Source organism: Variovorax sp. GW821-FHT10B04 (assembly GCF_059415645.1).
Map to the genome: position 1 here is coordinate 383,501 of NZ_JBWKNQ010000005.1, position 18,361 is coordinate 401,861.

Annotated in this window: 16 protein-coding genes; 1 reads left to right on the forward strand and 15 read right to left on the reverse strand. The window is 59.8% G+C overall.

The window, feature by feature from the left end; translation table 11 throughout:
- Positions 1-2: 2 nt before the first annotated feature.
- The gene (locus AC07PZ_RS15760) at positions 3-1,346 is read right to left on the reverse strand and encodes a flippase (RefSeq protein WP_495296040.1); all 1,344 of its coding nucleotides are present in this window, start codon (positions 1,344-1,346) and stop codon (positions 3-5) included.
- Positions 1,347-1,372: 26 nt separating this feature from the next.
- Positions 1,373-2,467 (reverse strand): glycosyltransferase family 4 protein, encoded by a 1,095-nt coding sequence (locus AC07PZ_RS15765; RefSeq protein WP_495296041.1) that lies wholly within the window; start codon positions 2,465-2,467, stop codon positions 1,373-1,375.
- Between the two features lie 41 nt (positions 2,468-2,508).
- On the opposite strand from AC07PZ_RS15765, the gene AC07PZ_RS15770 reads away from it, so the two are divergent.
- Entirely contained in the window at positions 2,509-3,279 is a 771-nt protein-coding gene (locus tag AC07PZ_RS15770) for a glycosyltransferase family 2 protein (protein WP_495296042.1), read from the forward strand.
- A gap of 20 nt (positions 3,280-3,299) precedes the next feature.
- On the opposite strand, the gene AC07PZ_RS15775 is transcribed toward AC07PZ_RS15770, so the two are convergent.
- The 13 genes from AC07PZ_RS15775 to rfbA are packed head-to-tail and all read right to left on the reverse strand — an operon-like array spanning position 3,300 to position 18,359.
- On the reverse strand, positions 3,300-4,262 hold the full coding sequence (locus AC07PZ_RS15775) for a glycosyltransferase family 2 protein (RefSeq protein ID WP_495296043.1): 963 nt from the start codon (positions 4,260-4,262) through the stop codon (positions 3,300-3,302).
- Entirely contained in the window at positions 4,259-5,614 is a 1,356-nt protein-coding gene (locus AC07PZ_RS15780) for a glycosyltransferase (RefSeq protein ID WP_495296044.1), read from the reverse strand. The genes AC07PZ_RS15775 and AC07PZ_RS15780 overlap by 4 nt, the downstream gene beginning before the upstream one ends.
- Before the next feature lie 17 nt (positions 5,615-5,631).
- The gene (locus AC07PZ_RS15785) at positions 5,632-6,573 is read right to left on the reverse strand and encodes an NAD-dependent epimerase/dehydratase family protein (protein WP_495296045.1); all 942 of its coding nucleotides are present in this window, start codon (positions 6,571-6,573) and stop codon (positions 5,632-5,634) included.
- A gap of 29 nt (positions 6,574-6,602) precedes the next feature.
- Positions 6,603-8,861 (reverse strand): glycosyltransferase, encoded by a 2,259-nt coding sequence (locus tag AC07PZ_RS15790; RefSeq protein WP_495296046.1) that lies wholly within the window; start codon positions 8,859-8,861, stop codon positions 6,603-6,605.
- 13 nt (positions 8,862-8,874) lie between these two features.
- Positions 8,875-10,011 (reverse strand): acyltransferase family protein, encoded by a 1,137-nt coding sequence (locus AC07PZ_RS15795; RefSeq protein ID WP_495296047.1) that lies wholly within the window; start codon positions 10,009-10,011, stop codon positions 8,875-8,877.
- A gap of 21 nt (positions 10,012-10,032) precedes the next feature.
- Entirely contained in the window at positions 10,033-10,512 is a 480-nt protein-coding gene (locus AC07PZ_RS15800) for a hypothetical protein (protein ID WP_495296048.1), read from the reverse strand.
- Positions 10,513-10,536: 24 nt separating this feature from the next.
- Positions 10,537-12,879, reverse strand: coding sequence for a glycosyltransferase (locus tag AC07PZ_RS15805; protein WP_495296133.1), 2,343 nt, complete (start codon positions 12,877-12,879; stop codon positions 10,537-10,539).
- A 3-nt stretch (positions 12,880-12,882) separates the two neighbouring features.
- Positions 12,883-13,539 (reverse strand): acetyltransferase, encoded by a 657-nt coding sequence (locus tag AC07PZ_RS15810; RefSeq protein WP_495296049.1) that lies wholly within the window; start codon positions 13,537-13,539, stop codon positions 12,883-12,885.
- 8 nt (positions 13,540-13,547) lie between these two features.
- A complete protein-coding gene (locus AC07PZ_RS15815) occupies positions 13,548-14,663 on the reverse strand; it encodes a DegT/DnrJ/EryC1/StrS family aminotransferase (protein ID WP_495296050.1) in 1,116 nt (371 codons plus the stop codon).
- Between the two features lie 40 nt (positions 14,664-14,703).
- Positions 14,704-16,089: an ABC transporter ATP-binding protein gene (locus AC07PZ_RS15820; RefSeq protein ID WP_495296051.1), complete on the reverse strand. Its 1,386-nt coding sequence runs from the start codon at positions 16,087-16,089 to the stop codon at positions 14,704-14,706.
- Positions 16,079-16,933 (reverse strand): ABC transporter permease, encoded by an 855-nt coding sequence (locus AC07PZ_RS15825; protein WP_495296052.1) that lies wholly within the window; start codon positions 16,931-16,933, stop codon positions 16,079-16,081. The genes AC07PZ_RS15820 and AC07PZ_RS15825 overlap by 11 nt, the downstream gene beginning before the upstream one ends.
- A complete protein-coding gene (gene rfbC, locus AC07PZ_RS15830; protein WP_495296053.1) occupies positions 16,930-17,475 on the reverse strand; it encodes a dTDP-4-dehydrorhamnose 3,5-epimerase in 546 nt (181 codons plus the stop codon). The genes AC07PZ_RS15825 and rfbC overlap by 4 nt, the downstream gene beginning before the upstream one ends.
- Positions 17,475-18,359 carry a glucose-1-phosphate thymidylyltransferase RfbA gene (gene rfbA / locus AC07PZ_RS15835; RefSeq protein WP_495296054.1) on the reverse strand — a complete coding sequence of 295 codons (885 nt, stop codon included), beginning with the start codon at positions 18,357-18,359 and terminating at the stop codon, positions 17,475-17,477. Before rfbA ends, rfbC begins: the two co-directional genes overlap by 1 nt.
- Positions 18,360-18,361: the final 2 nt, after the last annotated feature.

Consider the following 18,361-nt stretch of genomic DNA (forward strand, 5'->3'; position numbering starts at 1 on the left):
GGTCATGGCGTGTCGATGCGCTGCGGTTCGGTGGATGGGAAATTGTGCCGCATGCGCGGGACAAAGCGGTCATGCCGAAACACGAGCCGCTCCACGCTGACCAGCAGCAGGGCCAGATCGATGCCGACACGGGCTGTCCAGGCGAAGGCGGCACCGACCAGGCCGAAGGCGTGCATCCCGTACCAGAGCAGCGGAAAGTAGAGCAATGCCTCGAACAAATGCAGTTGCGCAGTGACCCGCGGCAGGCCGACGGCCTGCACCGTGGCGAAGGGAATGAAAGCGACCCCGTTCAGCCACAGCCCCAGCGAGAGAATCACGAGGATCGGGGCCGAACGGCTTGCGAAGTCACTGCCAAGCCAGCGCGCCAAACCCCATTGCGCGCCCAGGGCAAGCGCGAGGCAGATCGGCACCAGCACCGCCGCAACGATCGACAGGCAGCGGAGATACAGCACGCGAGCAGACGCACGGTCCTGCATGAACAACGCCGCCAAACGCGGGAACAGCGCACTGGTCAGCGCGCCCGGCACGATCAGGATGCGGGCGACCAGCTCCGACGGCACCGTGTAGTACGCCACCACCGCTGCGCCCAGCACCGCGGAGATCAGGAAGCGATCTGCGGTGACCATCAAGGGGCTGACGATATTCGACACGGTCATCCATGCGCCAAACGACATCAGCCCGTGCACGGAGCGTCGGTCGAATCGGACCCGCGCCAAGTCGACCGCCATGCGACGACGCACGAGATACCAGTGCGCTGCGGCGAACAGCAGCCGTGCGGCCATCAGGGAGACCACCATCGGAACCAGCGAGGGGCCGAAGACGAGCACGCTCAGCGCCGGCAGCCCGAACGTGCCGAAGCCAAGCATCGAGCGCATCAGGTTGACGCTCCTGAAGTCCTCATGGGCTTCGAGCACGCCCCGCAAGGCGACCGTCCCCGTGGTGACCGGCACACCGATGGCAGCGATCAACAGTGCCAGAAATGCATCCTGGCGCAGCGGTGCGGAGACATGGAGGATGTCGACGGCCAACGGCCAGGCGACGATGGCCAGCGCCACGCCTCCGACGGCGCCCGCTGCAATCGCCAGCAGCAGGCCACTCTTGATCAACACAGGGAGCTCGTCGGCACCATCGAACGCAAGCCTGTGGGAGATCTGCTGCGTCAGCGCGCGGCCGAGACCGAAGTCGAAAAGGCTGAAATAGCCCATCAGCGCCCAGATCAGCGTCAGGACCCCGAAGGTCTCCGTCCCCGTGTGCCGGAGCAGGTAGGGAACCGACAGTGCGCCGACAGCCAGCGGCGCCATGGCACCACCGAGGTTCCACAGCACATTTCGGCGCAGCGACGACATGACAGATCAGACGCCGCGCCGCACGATCACGGACGCAACCAGCGTGGAACCTTGAAGCGCACGATCATCAGGTAGGCGGTGATATACGTCGCGACGAACAGCACGCAGAAAAGCATCAGCAGAAAAGTGTTGCGCCAGAAAAGCACCGCGGGCACCACGGACGTTGCCGAGAACATCCACAGGTACGGGGACGTGCGGTTGTTGCGCGACAGCAGTTGCCGGGCTTCGTCCTCGAAGAAAGCCACGCGCACGATCCGCCTGAAGATCAATTGATGGAAATGCAGTGCATCGGCCATGCCCGGCGACTGCCCGCGCGCCAGCTTGCGATAGATCGAGAACAAAGTCTCCCAGACCGGGTAGATCAGAAGCAGCATGGGGAACCAGGGCGACACGATCGGGTGCCGCTGCACGAGCATGACGCACGCGACGGCAATCACGATACCCCAGACATACGCACCACCGTCACCGGCAAAAATGCGGCCACTCGGATAGTTCCACAGCAGGAAGCCGAGCGTCGCGCCGAGCAGGCACATCACCATGGCGGCCAGTTGGCGGTCTCCCACCTGAAGCGCCACGTGCGCGATGGCCAGACAAATCAACGCCGCCACCGTGGCGGCCAGACCGTTGTAGCCGTCGATGATGTTGAATGCATGCGGCAATCCACCGATGGCGAGCACGGCCAGCAAGACGCCGGCGTAGGGCACGACCTGCAGCCAGCCGTCGATCAGCGGAATGCCGATGCGATAGACGCCCAGCTTCAAGAAAAAGCACAGCAGGAGCGCGGAGCCCAAGGTCAGCCCCAGGCGGTAGCGCACGGGAACACGCTGCGTGATGTCTTCCACGACCCCGCCCAGCACAGCCGGCAGGATGCACAGCAGCAACAGGCCGGAGGAGGCCACGCCCCAATCGACGTTGAAGGGGTCACCGAATGTGCCGGCAGACAGCCAGGCGGCGGCCATCCCCAGCAGGATGCCGGCGCCGCCGAGCCGGGGGACGTGCCCCTTGTGAAAGCGCTGCGGCATGTCGGCTGCATAGCGACGCGCATGGCGACGGGCGCGTCGCATGAACGTCAAGACGGCCAGGGCAGCAATGAAAAAACCGATGAAGAGCAGCGAGATCATGGGGTTGGAGGGGGACCTAGAATTCCCCTCGAAATTAGACCATGCCGATGTCCACTTCTGCCTCTCATACAGTCACCGTGTCGATTGTCAGCCACGGTCAGTTGGCGCTGGTGCTGCCACTGCTGGCCCAACTCGACCAGCACTGCGCGCACTGCATCGACAAGGTCATCCTGACCATCAATGTGGCGGAGCCGGACTTGCTGGTCGGCCGGAACTGGCGTTTTCCTGTCGAGCGCATCGACAACACGACACCGCTGGGGTTCGGCGCCAACCACAATCAGGCCTTCAAGCGCGGCGCCAGCACCTGGTTCCTGGTATTGAACCCGGATATCCGCCTCGACAGCGATGTGCTGACGCCGCTGACGATGCAGGCGACCGCGGACTGCGGGCTGCAGACTCCGCGCATCTTCGAGCCGGACCAGACACGCCCGGAACAGCATCGGGCCATCATCACGCCAGTGGAAATCCTCACTCGCCGGCGAAGCACCTACGTACAGCCGGGTGAACCGGCCTGGATCCCCGGCCTGTTCATGATGTTTCGCAGCCGTGCCTACGCGCAGATCCAGGGCTTCGATGCCGAGCGCTTCTTCATGTACGGCGAGGATTTCGACATCTGCGCTCGCCTCGCGCTTTCAGGCTGGCGAATTCAGGTCGATGAACACGCCATGGCCCTGCACGACGCCAGACGGGCCAGCCACAGGAGCCTGCAACACCTTTATTGGCACGTCAGCAGTCTGCTGAAGATCTGGACTTCACCGATCTTCTGGCGTTACCTGAGATTCCAGCGGAGAAAAGACCACACGCCTGCCTGAAGAGGCAGGAGCGATCCGGCTCAGGGCAGCCGAGGCGGCGTGATTCTCTTGTCCATCTGGCGCCAGATGGCCGCAATGCCGGCGCGTCGACCGCGCTGCAATTGACGTCGCTTCTTCCACATGGCCGGCAGGCCACGCACGGCGTCGCGCTTGGCGCGCAGGATCACCGGACCTCGGCCACTCATGCAGAACCAGACGATGCTCGACAAGGTCAGCAACAGATGCAACGGCAACAGGATCCAGAAAAGCAGGCCGGGCACGTTCTTCACGAATGTCCAGAGCAGATTCCGATGACCATGGTAGGTCGCGAAATCGCTATGCTGCCCTCCAGTCGTCGCCGATCCCACATGGTGCACCACCGCATCGGGAACATAGACGGTACGGTGGCCATTCAGCCGCAGCCTGAATCCGAGATCGACATCTTCCACGTAGCAGAAGTAATCCTCGTCGAATCCACCGCATTCGATCAAGACGTCGCGTCGGTACATTGCGGCGGCGGCGCAGGGTGCGAAGACCTCGCGTGAAACGAGATCCGGCGCCGCCATTTTCCTTCCGTATCCGCGCCTGTACACCTGCCCACTGATCAGGTAGCCGTCACCGATGCCGTCGAGCAATTCCGGATTTCCGTGCTGCATTTGCCGGCAGCCGAACGCAGCCACTTCAGGATTCGCTTCCGCCGCAGCCAGGAGACGCTCCAGCCAATCAGGCTCGGCAAAAGCATCCGGATTCAGGAGCACCACCCAGTCGGTATCGGCTTTCGATATGGCGACGTTGTTTCCCGCCGCAAATCCCAGGTTCGCATTCATTCTCATCAGAATGAGCTCTGGAAACCGGGATTCCAATGTGTCGATGGAGCCGTCGGTGCTCGCGTTGTCCACGACGAATACTCGATCGGCCTTGACCGTCTGCCGTGCAAGATGCGAAAGGCATCGGTCAAGAAGAATGCCGCCATTGAAATTGACGATGACGACGCTGACGGTCATGGCGATGAACTGGTGCGCCAGATCTCGGCAAGCTCATCGACATAGGTACCGATGGACTTGGGCTGCACCGTATTTGCACTCAGGCGCGCAAGCAGGTCTGGATCACTAATCACCTGCTTAAGCGCCCCTGCCAGCCCCTGTACGTCACCAGGCTCGAACAGCAGGCCCGTGACGTTGTCGCGCACGACTTCGGAGATGCCAGGATGATTGGAAGCCACGACGACGCAGCGCGACGCCTGGGCCGAATAGATCACGAGCGGCGTGTTTTCATACCAGAGCGATGGAACGACCAGCACATCCAGTCCGGCCATCACCTCCGCGATTTTCGTATTCGGAAAGACGCCGGAAAGTTCGATGCGCGCGTCACCGGCCGCAAGCGCCGACAGCTGCGCCGCATAGTCCGGAAACTCGTTGGCATTCCCGTAAATCCTGAGGACAGCATCGGCCTCGGGCAGCGACCTGAATGCCTCCAGCAACACATGGCTTCCCTTGTGAGGCGCCAGTGTGCCGATGAACCCGATCTGCACCGGACGTGACTTTTCCGAGCCTCTTATGGGGGCGTTCATCGCGGGCAATTCGATACCGAACGCGGAACACACGACCAACTCCGCGTGCACCCCATGTTCGACCAGCTTTTTCTGCATGAACTGGTTGGGTGCCACGATCCGCTGCAAATGGTTCAGTCGGCGGACATTCCGATGCAGGCGCTCGCCCAATGCATCCACTTCAACCTGCAGCGGATAAGGAGGCAATTGCCTCCTCCGAGTCAGCCTGACGAGAAGATCCGCAGCCGGCACAGGCAGGTTCCTCGCAATGCTTCGGACCACTTCGTTGCGCGAATTGCTCTGCGCGAAATGCTTGACGCAATTTCCCGAGTCGGCGCTGGGACCAGAACACAGCGAACCGTCCGGGTAGACCAACTGGGCTGTCGTGCAAATGGACCAGAAATCCGTCGGCGTCATGAAGCAGGGAACGCCATGCCGGACCGACTCTTCGATCAAGCCGGTACCCAACCTGTTCAGATGGAAAAAGTGAACGATATCGGGCTGAAATTCGTCGAGGATCTTCGCAAAGAATTCGGCGGCCAGCCGATTGTCGTATCCGACTTCGATCATCGAGCGCTGATCGCCCATCGGCGTATACGCGTGATGGAACCGATAGACGTGCATTCCTTCATATTCGTACTCATCGGCACGCAGCTCGTCGGCCAACGAAGCGCTGCCGGGATAGCCGGTCATGATCCTGACCGTCTGACCCCGAGCAATCAGCTCTCTCGCGACCGAGCGTGTCAGTACCTCGGTGCCTGCTGAATGATCAGGAAAGAATTGATGCGTAACCAGAAGAAATTTCATCCGGACTGAACAATCTTCTAGCGCCTGGCGTCATCGAACGCCTGCTTCATCCATTCAGCAGTCCGCACCATGCCTTCGGCCATCGTCACCTTGGGCGTCCATCCCAATTCCTTGCAAGCCAGCGCATTGGACAGCACGCTCACCGGAACATCGAAAGCCCTCGCCTTCGAATACCGAACATCGAGTTTGGCGCCCACGCATTGCTCGATCATGGCGATCAATTCATTGAGACTCACCCCGATGCCGGAACTGATGTTGAATACGCGTTGGTCTCCAGCGTAATTCAGCGCACGCACGAAAGCGTCGGCCACGTCGCTGACATGAATGTAGTCGCGCGTCACGCTCCCGTCGCCCCAGATATCCAGAGGCATTTTCCGCAATGCCCGATGCAGAAAAACACCAATCGCGCCCTGTGCGGTCTCGACCCGTTGCCGCTCGCCATAGGGATTGGAGACACGCAGGCTCAAGCTTCGGATTCCATGCAGGCGCTCGTAGATCTGCAGATACTTCTCGACCATCAACTTGGTCACGCCATAGGAGACCAGTGGCTCCGTAGGATGCGCTTCATCCACGGGCACGTAACGCGGAGTGCCGTAGACCGTTCCACCCGAAGAAATGAAGATCAGCTTCTTGACGCCGCGCGCGACCATCGCATCGAGCATTTGCAGGCTCGAGATCACATTGCTCTGAACATCGTAGATCGGGTTGTCGTTCGAGCTTTTCGGCAATGTCGTCGATATCAGGTGAATGACGGCTTCCATGCCATTGACCGCCTCGCTGACCTCATACGAGCTGCCGAAATCACCTTCGATCCAGGTCATTTTTTCGGAGGCACTGAACGCCCGATAGGGCTTGACCCTGGGACGCTCGAATATGCGCAGCTCGTGCCCTTCCATGAGCAGACGATCGACGATCGTCGAGCCGATGAAGCCACCTCCTCCAAGGACCAATATTTTCATTTCGTGGGGTTTTATTAGATTACTTCAGTTCAACGATGGATCTTGGCAAGCACGCGGCGCGCAACGGCCTTGATCACCCTGTTGCCCAGCAGCCATACGCCGATGCGGGTCTGGCTCAACGCGATGGCAAACCGCGCGACGGCCTGGGCCTCGGGTGAAGTCGCTGCTCCGCCATTGCTGGAATTCCACAGCCAATGCACGGCGTCCCCGAGTCGCTTGTTCTCGAGCGCCATGGCCGCCAATTCCCGACCGACACCGGGGCTGACAGGATTGCGGGGCGCGTCGAGCCGGAATGCATGCGCGCGGTCCATCAATTGTTCGAATCGATCGATCATCGTCGACCAGGAGAATTTCGACGCGGCAAGCGTTCTGCAGCGCGCAGCACGCGCCATCCGGACGTCCGGGTTCACCAGCATCGCATGCACGGCCTGTGCATAGGCATCCAGTTCGTGCGGCCCCTGGGCAATGAGATCCCCTGCAGACGGCTCGACGATCTCGCCCTGTCCACCCACATAGGCAACCACGGGAACCACGCCGGCCGCCATGGCTTCGAGCAAGGCGATCGAGATGCCCTCGTATTGCGAGGGCATCAGCAAGATATCCGACACGACGAGAAGATCCAGCCACTTCTGGTGCGGCAGCGATCCCAGCAGCCGCACATGGTTTTGCAAGGCCCGCTGCGCCACCAGTTCTTCAACCTGACCACGCAACTCTCCGTCGCCGATGATGAGTGCCTGAAACTCGGCGCCCTGCGACTTCAGGGCTGCGAGGATCTCGATGAGCAGAAGCGGCCGCTTCTGGTCACACAAACGACCGGCGAACACGATCACCGGCACATCGGGTTTCAGCCCCCACTCGGCAACGACAGAAGACTTCAGGTCCGGCACGTCCGCAGCTGATGTTGTCCGGATCCCTGTGTGCATGAGCTCGATGCGCCGTCCATCGGCGCCCCGGTCCTGCATCCATCGACCCAGATGCGACGTGGTCACGATGTTCACATCGAGCAATTCCTGATAGCCCACGCCGAAACGTGGATGCCCGCCGTTGAGCCAGTTCTCTTCCTCGACATGGCACATGTCCAGAAAAGCAACATTCGAACTGTTTGCGCGCATGTAAGGAAGCATTTGGTAGCCGATGGTGCTCCCTGTGATGAGCACTGTGTCGATGCTCCTGGAGTTGATCAGATACGCAAGAAAACGCGGGTAGTCCGACTCCGACAGGATATTCGGCAGTACGAAAATATCGGGGGTGAAGCGGGCGAATTGATGCTCCCATCGATGATCGGCGGGCAGCGTCGCGACGATCGTGATCTGATGGCCACGTGAAGCCAGTCCTTCGATCAGATCGAGGTTTACCCGATCCGCCCCCCCCGTGACCATCCAGGGAATCACCAGCATCAAGTGCCGCCCCTGCAGTTCGCCATTCAACCGATTGGCAATGGGTGCACCGTCCCGGACGGTTTCATACGGCGTCGGCGTGCGACGGACGGGCTCAGGGAAATGCTGCTCCAGTCCCGCGTATTTCGAACGCATCAGCGCTTCGAACTCCGCATTGGTTGTCCCGGCGCTCATGATCTGTTCAAAGCGGCTGTTGCTGCGCTTGCGGTACCACTGAAGGTACTCTTTCAACGTGTAGCCCCAATGGCCGGCCTTGGCCATTGCGAGCCAGAAATCCCAATCCTCGTGTCCGAAACGGATCGACGCGTCGAAGCCGCCGGCGTCGCTGTAGGCAGCTCGCCTGATGACGGAGATCGGCGGCCCTGAATTGTTCAGGACATGCTGCTTGCCGGTGCCAAAGCCCGTTGCATGCAAAAAGCATTGATTACCAAAGACCACGCTGAAGGAATTGCAGAATGCAAATTCAGGATTGGACTCGAGAAACCAGACGCATTTTTCCAGGTACGTGGGTTCGATCATGTCGTCGCTGTCGATCAGCGCGACATACCGTCCCCGCGAAAGTTCGAAGCCCGCATTCCGTGCAGCGCTGGGGCCTGCATTTTCCTGGTGCACCAGCTTGACCCGGTGATCGCGCGAAGCGATCTCCTTCAATTGGGCGATGGAATCGGGTTCGGTCGAACCATCGTCCACGACGATCCATTCCCAATTCTGCAGCGACTGCGCCTTCAACGATTGGAAGGTTTCGAGAAAGACCTCGTCCGTGTTGTAGTAGGGCGTGATGATGGAAACATCGGCTTGCGCCGGTGTCGCCGTCCGCTCAAGCACATACATTGCCGACGCAGGCCGTCGACCGGGTGGGTTATCGAAATCAGGCGCGAGATGATCAACCATGAAGTATTTTTATTTATATAGGATTTGTGCGCTCGTCGGACCGCAAAACTTGATTGGAGCGTCGATCCCTCAGGAGAAGCAATGGCTTTTCGATCAAGAAATACGTGCAGGTCGCCAGAGAATATGCAGCAACCAGAAAAACAGGGTAAACAAGCCAAGGGTTCGGGTAAATGAAATCAAACAACGTCAATTTACGAAGCACCTCCATGCTGACCGCAAATGCCACGATATGCCCAAGATACAAAGAATAGGAAGAAAGACTGGTATACCTGATGAAGCGATTCAACACATTCAGCCTGGTCGGCTGAATGGCCGCAAACCTCGGAACCAATCCCGCGAATGCAATGGCCGACAAAGTGAAATAAATGCCGACACTCACATTGTTCGGCGCGACCCCGAAATACTCCCATTTGATGTATGCCATGCACGCAACCGCCATTAAACCGAAGATCCACCATGCGCGAAGAAGTCTGGCATAAACGAAAGGATGCCATTTGGCCAGGTAGGCAACGGCCACGCCGCAGCCGATCGCGTCCAGGCGGAACATCACGATATGGCGAACATGCGGATCCAGATTGTCGAATACGCCGTTCTCGTCGAAGAGAGCGAGACGCAGCGCCAGCGGAACCACCAAAAATACGACGATCGTCCAGCGTGCGGCCTTGCGGGAGCGCCAACCCAAGCCGATCAAAAAGAACATCAACAACGGAAACAGGAGATAAAACCACTCCTCCACCGCAAGACTCCAGGTCAATCGATAGAAATCCGGCATGGGCCATGCCAGATTTTGGGAGAAAACCAGATATTCCGTCTGATGGGAAACGCTGGACATGCCACCACGGTAGATATAAAGCTCGACCAGGAAGAAGAAGAAATAGAGTGGCAACGTCCTCATCCACCGGCGATACCAGAATCGAACCAATCCGCGGTCACGCTCGGCAGCCCAGGCCTCGGATTCCTTGAGAAGAATCCGTCCAATCAGAAAGCCGCTGAGGCAAAAGAACAGGTCGACACCAAAAATCGCAAGAAAGCCGACTTCTGCGACATAGCGATTCGGATTCGAATGCTGGAACATGTGCCCCAGCACCACGGACAGGATGGCCGCAGCACGGCAGACATCCAGGCCGAACATCCGGTCTGGCGATTTCATTGGCGGTCCTTTCTGTCGGCGCTATTCATTTCTGGCAGTGGCCGCACGATCGAATACATAATTCCGCGACCAGAGAATCTTGCAGCATGCGCCATCGGGCGCTGAGAATTGTCCGACGGTAACCTCTGACACGCTCAGGTCCTTGAAGCTCTTGGTGTACGAACACACCGTTTTCCCTTCGGCCAGAATCTTCGCCTCTTTCTCGGAAGCGAGGCTGAAATCGAGATTCGCATATTTCGACGATTTTCCATAGGGCACGGGGAACACATGCAGGAAAAATCGATCCTTGTATTTCTCGATATTGCAATCGGGCACAACGATGGTGAGGCCAGCCTTGGCGAGCGTGATGCCCAAGCCAGTCGCCAATGGCTCGGCCCCCGGCCCACTCGACGGTTCAATGATTTCGCTGATCAAAGCAAAAGGCGGTGTCGCGTCCCTTTTCTTCGCGATGACCACCGCAGACACACCGATAACCACGGCACAAGCCGTTGCAATCATCATTCTTGAATCTATCGACATAGGAGATCAGTGACGGGAATGCTGTAGAAGATATTCGACATTGGCAACGAATTGATTTTCCGTGAAACGGGCTTCATAGACTTCCCGTCCCGCAGCGCCAATTCCTGCAAGGGCCTGCCGATTTGAAATGAGCCATGCCAGCTTTTCAGCGAGCTGAGAGGCACTTTCGCTGGCGAAGATCAATGCGTCCTGGCCGTCATGCAACAGCGTTGCATGCCCGATTGCCGACGAACAGACGCAGACCTTGGCAAACATCAGGCCTTGCGTAATGGCAATGGGCATGGGATCCGATCGCGACGCGGAAACGACCACATCCGTCTCCGCGTAAAGATCGTTCAAACGATCCAAAGGAACATTGGGAATGCACTCGACCTGAGGAAGCCTGGAGGCACGGGTGCGAATGGCTTCTTCGAAGCTTGCGAACCACTGCGTCGACGAACCGACGATGCGAAACAAAGCAGCCGACCGCTGAGCGTCGGACAGCAGTTCGATGGCATCCAGAAAAATGTCCTGGCCTTTGCGGGGCTCCAATGAGCCAGCGATCGTGACCACCAATCGCCCGTCGGGGCGCAAAACCGCTGGCCTCGATGCGTCTTCGCAGCCATACAACAACATCACCAATTTCTGGTGCTCGACAAACCGCCCCGCTGGCGCAAAACAGAGCGGACTGCCCAGCCAGATGGCCTCGCATCGCTCGAAAAGCGTCGCCAGATCCGGCGCATGCTGGGTCACGAGATAGTCGAAACCCGCGGTTTCTTCGTGGATCCACCACATCAACCGCTTTGCGACGGCACCGTGATGGCGAACGAAAGGGTACGAGGAGAGCGAGGTGGCAATCACCCGTTCGAAGCTCGCTACCGCAGTTTGGCTGCTCGCATGCGCTGGCTGATAGGCCAGGATGAGCGGATCGACGATCACCGGAAAGCCGTGCGCCTCGAATTCGGCACGAATGTCGCCGTCGACCGGAGACCAGATCACCGGCACATCCCCGGTGAGCTTGCGAATTGCCTGCGCCAGATAAAGAACCACGCGGGGGGCGCCTGTTCGAGACAACTCGTGGACCACCAGCAAGGTCTTGTGCGCGCGCGTCGAGAATTTCACGCCGTGCGAGTCGCTCAAAAATACTTCCTTGGCCAGGTCTTCATTCGCTTTCTTGCCGAAGGCATCCCGCGGCCGATCGTATTTCGCCGGACGACCGAGGTAATTTCGAAGCAATGCCCAGCCTGCCGACAATCTCGAACGTATTTTGGCGAGTCCGCCGAATTGCAACGATTGCTGCAATTCAAACAACGCCGCTTCCGCTGTCTGCAACCGTGTACGTGTTTCCAAGTCCAGCCCACGCCAGGCAGCGAGTTCCAGCGATTGCATTTTTTCTATTTCGACATAGCTGGAGATCCTGGCGAGCGTTTCCTCATACGCAGCATGCAATTCAAGCCGCCATTTCTCCGCCTGGGCCATCGAGACCCGTTGATCCGCAATCACGCGCAGCGCCGTCCCGGCAGCGTCTGCAGCGCCCGCTCCTCCCACCAGCGCTTTTGCGACGTCATCGAAATCGGAATCGCCCGTGGCTCTCGTCACAAAACCACCGATCAGCTCCGACAACAGGTCGAATCGTCCTCCGCCTCGCAACCAGGGGATCAGCAGATCCGACGCGACGCGCGCATGCTCCTGCGACGTTCTCGCATTCACACGACCGTTCTGCGTGATGTTCGCGCCATGATTGCGATACGCCACCAACTGCTCGGGAAGAACGGCAAAGCCGGCATTCGAAATCAAGGCCCTGAGCCAGAACTCCCAGTCCGGTGTCAAGAACAGATCGGCATTGAACAAACCGATCGCTCGATGCACATCCGAACGCACCACTGCGCCCGAATGGCAGATATGGTTGGTCCATACCCAATGGACGGGATCGTTCAAATCCAGATCGACATTGAACCAGTCGGCATACGGCGTAGCGCCGACCATCGGCGCACCAGATCGATCGATTTCGGAAACAAATACGCCACACACACCGACGCCGGGATTCGCGTCCAGAAATTCGCGTTGCCGCTCCAGCTTGGAAGGCAGGAAAACATCATCGGAATCCAGGCTCGCGATATAACGCCCGGACGCCTTGGAAAGTGCAAAATTGTAGGCCGCACAAGCACCCGAATTGACAGGCTGCCGATAAGACTGAATCCGCGGATCGTCGAACCCCTGAATGATCTCCCAGGATTCATCGGTGGATCGGTCGTCTACGATCAACAGCTCCCAATCCGGGCATGACTGATCCAGCACGGACTGTATCGCCGCGCCAATATAGGCGGCGTAATTGAACGAGGTCATGATGACCGAGAACGTGGGATTAATTCTTTACTCCCGGTTCATCGGTCTTGCCGGATTTCCAATGACGGTGATGCCGTCCGGCACATCCTTCGTGACGACTGCCCCCATACCGACAACCGCACCTGCACCGATTCGAATCGGCTTTTCGTGGGTGCCTTGCCTGATGACGGCATTCGTTCCGAGATAAGCGTGATCACCGACATGAACTCGTCCATTGCAACGAACACCCGGCGCGAATGTCACGTAGTCGCCTATTACGCAGTCGTGCGCGACATACGAAAAGATATTTGCATGGAAAAATTTCCCAATGTGCGCGTTCGCTGTGATGATGACATTGGGGCACAAGATCGCGCCCTCGCCGATATGGTTGTGCGAGAGATCCAATGAATTCGGGCTTCGAATGGTCAGCGGTATGGCATCTGCATTGAGCAGGCCGCGGACCGACTCGCGGACCTTGCTGTCTCCAATGGCAATATTGAAATATTTCTTTCCTGCCAGCGAATTGAACGCATCCACAGACACGACGGGGTGATCGTTGACGAGGTCACTTGCAGGCGCTCCCGTCTCTACAAAGAAGAGGTCGATCAGATGCTCTTCGACACCCAGCTGCAGCGAAGCGCTGTACCGCGCGTACGGCATGACTTCGCGGCCGAAACCGCCTGCGCCTACCAGACCGAAACTCACCCGGGACGTCAATCCACGCTCCTCACGAGATCGATGATGCGTTGCTGATCTTGCGCCTCGAGCGCTGGATAGATCGGCAGGCAGATCACCTCGTTGGCGATGCGCGTCGCCACCGGCAGATGGCCAGGATGCGATGACGGCATGTCCCTGTACATCGGGAAATTGCTGATCAAGGGGAAGAAATAGCGCCGCGCATGAATGCCGTGGTCTTTCAGCTTCTGGTACAGCCCGTCGCGGCTCAGCGGATAGCGCTCGTCGATCAGGACCGGGCAATAGGCATTGTTGGCCACCACGTTCTGCGCCGGCGGCGGAAAGCGCAAGCCCGCGACGCCGGCCAGCCCTTCGCGATAGCGCCGGGCAATCTCGGCGCGGCGCTCCAGCGCATGGTCGACGTACTGGAGCTGCAGCATGCCGAAGGCCGAATTGATCTCGGTCATCTTGCCGTTGATGCCGGGCGCGACCACGGTGACTTCATCGACAAAGCCGAAGTTCTTCAGCTGGTCGATGTGGAGCTTGGTCTGCGCATCGGGACACACGATGGCGCCGCCTTCGAAGGTGTTGAACACCTTGGTGGCGTGAAAGCTCAACACCGACAGATCGCCGTAGCGCAGCACGCTCTGGTCGGCATATTTCACGCCGAACGCATGCGCCGCGTCATAGATCACCTTGAGGCCGTGCCGATCGGCCACCGCCTGGATCGCGTCGACGTCGCACGGACGCCCGTACACATGGACAGGCATGATCGCGGTGGTCTCGGGCGTGATGGCCGCCTCGATCTTCCGGGGATCGATGTTCAAGGTCTCGGGATCGATGTCCACGAAGACCGGCTTGATCCCGTTCCACAGCAGCGAATGCGCGGTCGCGACAAAGGAATAGGGCGTCGTGATGACCTCGCCCTTGATGTTCAATGCCTGCAGTGCCGTGACCAGGGCGATGGTGCCGTTGGTGAACAGGGCCAGGTGCTCGACCCCGAGATACTCGCAGAGCGCTTTTTCAAGCTTCTGGTGGTAGGGACCGCCATTGGTGAGCGTCTTTTTGTCCCAGATCTCCTGAAGATAGGGAATGAATTCCTCCAGCGGAGGAAGACTCGGCTGAGTCACGTAAATGGTCTTGCCCGAAGACATCCGGAAGCCTTTCTTTTTCTGGTCGAAGACGCGCGCACCGTCAACGGCGCGCCGTGTCTCCGGCGTGGGTGCGGTAACTTCTCACGTCGTTCGGCCAATAGGCCGCGGCGTGGATCGGCAGGCTGTGGCCACGGCCGACCTTCATCGAGACGGCGACCGGAACCCAGTCGCAGATCTCGGCCTTGGCGATCGACAGATCGAGCGGCACGGACAGCACCGCGGAAATCACGTAGTCGCCTTCGCGCAAGGACACGCGGAACGCCCAGTCGATCACGACGGTCTCGTCTTTCGCGACGTCGGTGAAATGACAGTCCTCGATGCCGGTGTCCGAATAGATCACATCGAAGCCATTGCGATCCCGGATGTGGTAACCGACACCCAGAAGCGCCACGTTGGCGGCACTCCTGAACTTCATCCGAAGCACGACCTTCTGCCCGAAGTCGACCGCCTCCAGCTTCCTGCCGTCCTCGCCGAGCAGCTGGACATTCAGGAATTCGGCCTTGCCGTTCTGGGTCCGATGGAATCCCGAATTTTCCCGGAAACTCTTTTCCTCGAGAAGATCGGCGGCGTCGACCGGCGATTGAGATTGCGCAGCGCTGTCGGACACGTCCAGCCCGGGCGCGATGGTGGCCTGCGACTGGCGCTCGCGAATGCCGGCGCTGTAATAGGCCTCGACCACGTCGTCGGTCGATCCGGCCGCGGCTACCTTGCCACGATCGAGATACACCGCCTTGGTACACAGCGCCTTCACGGCGCTCGTGTCATGGCTCACGAACAGCACCGTCACGCCTTCCTGCATGAGACGCTTCATGTGCTCCATGCACTTGGCCTGGAAATAGATGTCGCCGACGGAAAGCGCCTCGTCGACGATCAGGATGTCCGCGTCGACATGGACCGCCACGGCGAAGGCGAGCCGCACGAACATGCCGGACGAATAGGTCTTGACCGGCTGGTCGAGAAAATCGCCGATGTCCGCGAAACGGACGATGTCCGAGAACCGTGCGTCGATCTCGGCCTGCTCGAGGCCGAGAATCCCGGCGTTCATGTAGATGTTCTCGCGACCGGTGAATTCGCCGTTGAAGCCCGCACCCAGTTCGAGCAGCGCGGCAACCCGGCCGTTCATCTGGACCGTGCCGCTGGAGGGCGTCAGCGTGCCGCACAGGATCTGCAGCAGCGTGGACTTGCCGGCGCCATTGCGGCCGATGATCCCGACGGTTTCGCCCCTGCGGATGTCGAAGGACACGTCGCTCAACGCGGCGAACGATTTGAAGTAGTCGTGCCGCTGCAGTCCGAACAGCCTGCGCAGGCGCGGCAGGATGAACTGCTTCAGGCGCTCGCGCGGCGATGCGTAGATCTCGAACGACTTCGTGACGTGGCGGATCCGAACCGCGAGCTCGTCCGGTGCCGCGCTCATGTCAGAGGACATCAGAGAACCCTTTTCTGGTTTTCTGAAACCATGCATATCCGAGCCAGGCCACGATCACCGCCGCGACGGCGTAGATCGCGAGACCGGTCCAGTCCGGCAGATGGCCCCATATCAATACGGCTCTCGCCTGCTCGATGATGAACGTCAGCGGGTTGGCCATGATCACGCCGCGGAAGGCCTCGGGCACCGCCGTCACGGGATAGAAGACCGGCGACACGAACATCATGACCGAGGTGATGATGCCGATGGTCTGGCCGATGTCCCGCAGGAACACGCCCAGCGACGCGAGCATCCATCCGATGCCCACCAGCAGGACGACCAGCGGCAGCAGCACCAGCGGCAGCAGCAGCGCCGTCCAATGCAGGAAGCCGTTGAACAGCAGGAATGCCACGAGCAGCACCGCAAAGCTGATGCAGGCATGGAACAGCGCGGCGCCCATGGCGACCACCGGCAGGATCTCGAGCGGAAAGACCACCTTCTTCACGAAGTTCACGTTCGACGTGATCAGCGTCGCCGACTTGTTCAGCACCTCGCTCGCCAGCGCCAGCACGATCAGCCCGACGAACAGCACCACCGCGAATTGCGTGCGGTTCTCTTCGACGCCGGACGGCCCCCATCGCGACTTGAAGACCTCGGAAAACACGAAGGTGTAGACCAGCAACATGAAGACCGGATTGAAGAACGACCAGATCAGGCCGATGGCCGAGCCCCGGTAGCGGCCCACGACCTCCCGCCGGGTCATCTGAAGGATGAGCTTGCGCTGGCGGAACACGCCGCCGGCCATGGCCGCGAGCGAGGTCGGCCGTGCGGCATGCGGGTCGACGATCGACGACGGCCTGTTCATGAAAAATGCTCGGACTGCAGGAAGCGCGTCGCGTTGCGGTCCTTCACGGACAGCGTGGGCGGGCCGTCGAGCGGCCAGGCGATGCCCACGGATTCGTCGTCCCAGGCGACGGTACGTTCATGCTGGGGCGCCCAATAGTCCGTCGTCATGTAGATGATTTCGGCGGCATCGGTCAATGCCAGGAAGCCATGCGCATAGCCCTTGGGAATCCAGAGCATCCGCCGGTTGTCCGCAGACAGCTCCTGGGTCACATGCCGGCCGAAGGTCGGCGAGTTCCGGCGCAGGTCCACGGCGACATCGAAGATCGCACCGCTGACGACGCGAACCAACTTTCCTTGCGCCTGCTGGATCTGGTAATGCAGGCCCCGCAGGACGTTCTTTGCCGACCGCGAATGGTTTTCCTGGACGAACGTCACTTCCTCGCCCAGCACCTTCTCCAGCTTCCCCTTGTTGAAGCTCTCGAAGAAGAATCCGCGGTCGTCCTTGAAGACGTCGGGCTCGAGCAGGACCACGCCTTCGCAGGCCAGAGGGGTCGCCTTCATCAGAACACCTTCTCGTTGAGAACCCGACGCAGGTACTTGCCGTAGCCGCCCTTGGCCAGCGCATCGGCCATTTTTTCGAGTTGCGCACCGTCGATCCAGCCTTGCCGGTAGGCGATCTCTTCGGGGCACGCGACCTTCAGGCCCTGCCGGTTTTCGAGCGTCGCGATGAACTGGCCCGCCTCGAGCAGCGATTCGTGCGTCCCGGTATCCAGCCAGGCATAGCCACGCCCCATGATCTCGACGTGGAGATTGCCGGCCACCATGTAGAGCTTGTTGAGGTCGGTGATTTCCAGCTCGCCGCGGGGCGACGGCTTCAGGGTCTTGGCCATCTCGACGGCCTTGGAATCGTAGAAATACAGGCCCGTGACCGCATAGCTCGACTTAGGCTTCAGCGGCTTTTCCTCAAGCGACAGGGCTTTTCCGTCGCCATCGAATTCGATGACGCCATAGCGTTCCGGGTCCTGCACGTGATAGGCGAATACCCTGGCCTCATCGACGTTCTGCGCGGCCTTGCGCAGCAGGTCCTGCAGGTCGTGGCCGTGGAATATGTTGTCGCCGAGCACCAGAACGGACGGCGCGTCGCCCAGAAACTTGTCCCCGATGATGAAGGCCTGCGCCAGGCCATCCGGGCTCGGCTGCACCGCGTACTGCAGGTTCATGCCCCACTGGCTGCCGTCACCGAGCAGTTGCTCGAAGCGTGGCGTGTCTTGCGGCGTGCTGATGATCAGCACGTCGCGAATGCCGCCGAGCATCAACGTGGTCAGCGGGTAATAGATCATGGGCTTGTCGTAGACCGGGAGCAGTTGCTTGCTGATCGCGAGCGTGGCCGGGTGCAGGCGCGTGCCGGAGCCGCCAGCCAGGATGATGCCTTTGCGTTGCGTCATTT

What these genes read in the sequence shown, in the direction of transcription:
- rfbA (WP_495296054.1), bottom strand. Translation starts at nt 18,359, where the DNA reads ATGACGCAACGCAAAGGCATCATCCTGGCTGGCGGCTCCGGCACGCGC.
- AC07PZ_RS15800 (WP_495296048.1), bottom strand. Translation starts at nt 10,512, where the DNA reads ATGATGATTGCAACGGCTTGTGCCGTGGTTATCGGTGTGTCTGCGGTG.
- AC07PZ_RS15820 (WP_495296051.1), bottom strand. Translation starts at nt 16,089, where the DNA reads ATGTCCTCTGACATGAGCGCGGCACCGGACGAGCTCGCGGTTCGGATC.
- AC07PZ_RS15780 (WP_495296044.1), bottom strand. Translation starts at nt 5,614, where the DNA reads ATGAAATTTCTTCTGGTTACGCATCAATTCTTTCCTGATCATTCAGCA.
- AC07PZ_RS15825 (WP_495296052.1), bottom strand. Translation starts at nt 16,933, where the DNA reads ATGAACAGGCCGTCGTCGATCGTCGACCCGCATGCCGCACGGCCGACC.
- AC07PZ_RS15760 (WP_495296040.1), bottom strand. Translation starts at nt 1,346, where the DNA reads ATGTCGTCGCTGCGCCGAAATGTGCTGTGGAACCTCGGTGGTGCCATG.
- AC07PZ_RS15785 (WP_495296045.1), bottom strand. Translation starts at nt 6,573, where the DNA reads ATGAAAATATTGGTCCTTGGAGGAGGTGGCTTCATCGGCTCGACGATC.
- AC07PZ_RS15790 (WP_495296046.1), bottom strand. Translation starts at nt 8,861, where the DNA reads ATGGTTGATCATCTCGCGCCTGATTTCGATAACCCACCCGGTCGACGG.
- AC07PZ_RS15815 (WP_495296050.1), bottom strand. Translation starts at nt 14,663, where the DNA reads ATGTCTTCGGGCAAGACCATTTACGTGACTCAGCCGAGTCTTCCTCCG.
- AC07PZ_RS15765 (WP_495296041.1), bottom strand. Translation starts at nt 2,467, where the DNA reads ATGATCTCGCTGCTCTTCATCGGTTTTTTCATTGCTGCCCTGGCCGTC.
- AC07PZ_RS15795 (WP_495296047.1), bottom strand. Translation starts at nt 10,011, where the DNA reads ATGAAATCGCCAGACCGGATGTTCGGCCTGGATGTCTGCCGTGCTGCG.
- rfbC (WP_495296053.1), bottom strand. Translation starts at nt 17,475, where the DNA reads ATGAAGGCGACCCCTCTGGCCTGCGAAGGCGTGGTCCTGCTCGAGCCC.
- AC07PZ_RS15770 (WP_495296042.1), top strand. Translation starts at nt 2,509, where the DNA reads ATGCCGATGTCCACTTCTGCCTCTCATACAGTCACCGTGTCGATTGTC.
- AC07PZ_RS15775 (WP_495296043.1), bottom strand. Translation starts at nt 4,262, where the DNA reads ATGACCGTCAGCGTCGTCATCGTCAATTTCAATGGCGGCATTCTTCTT.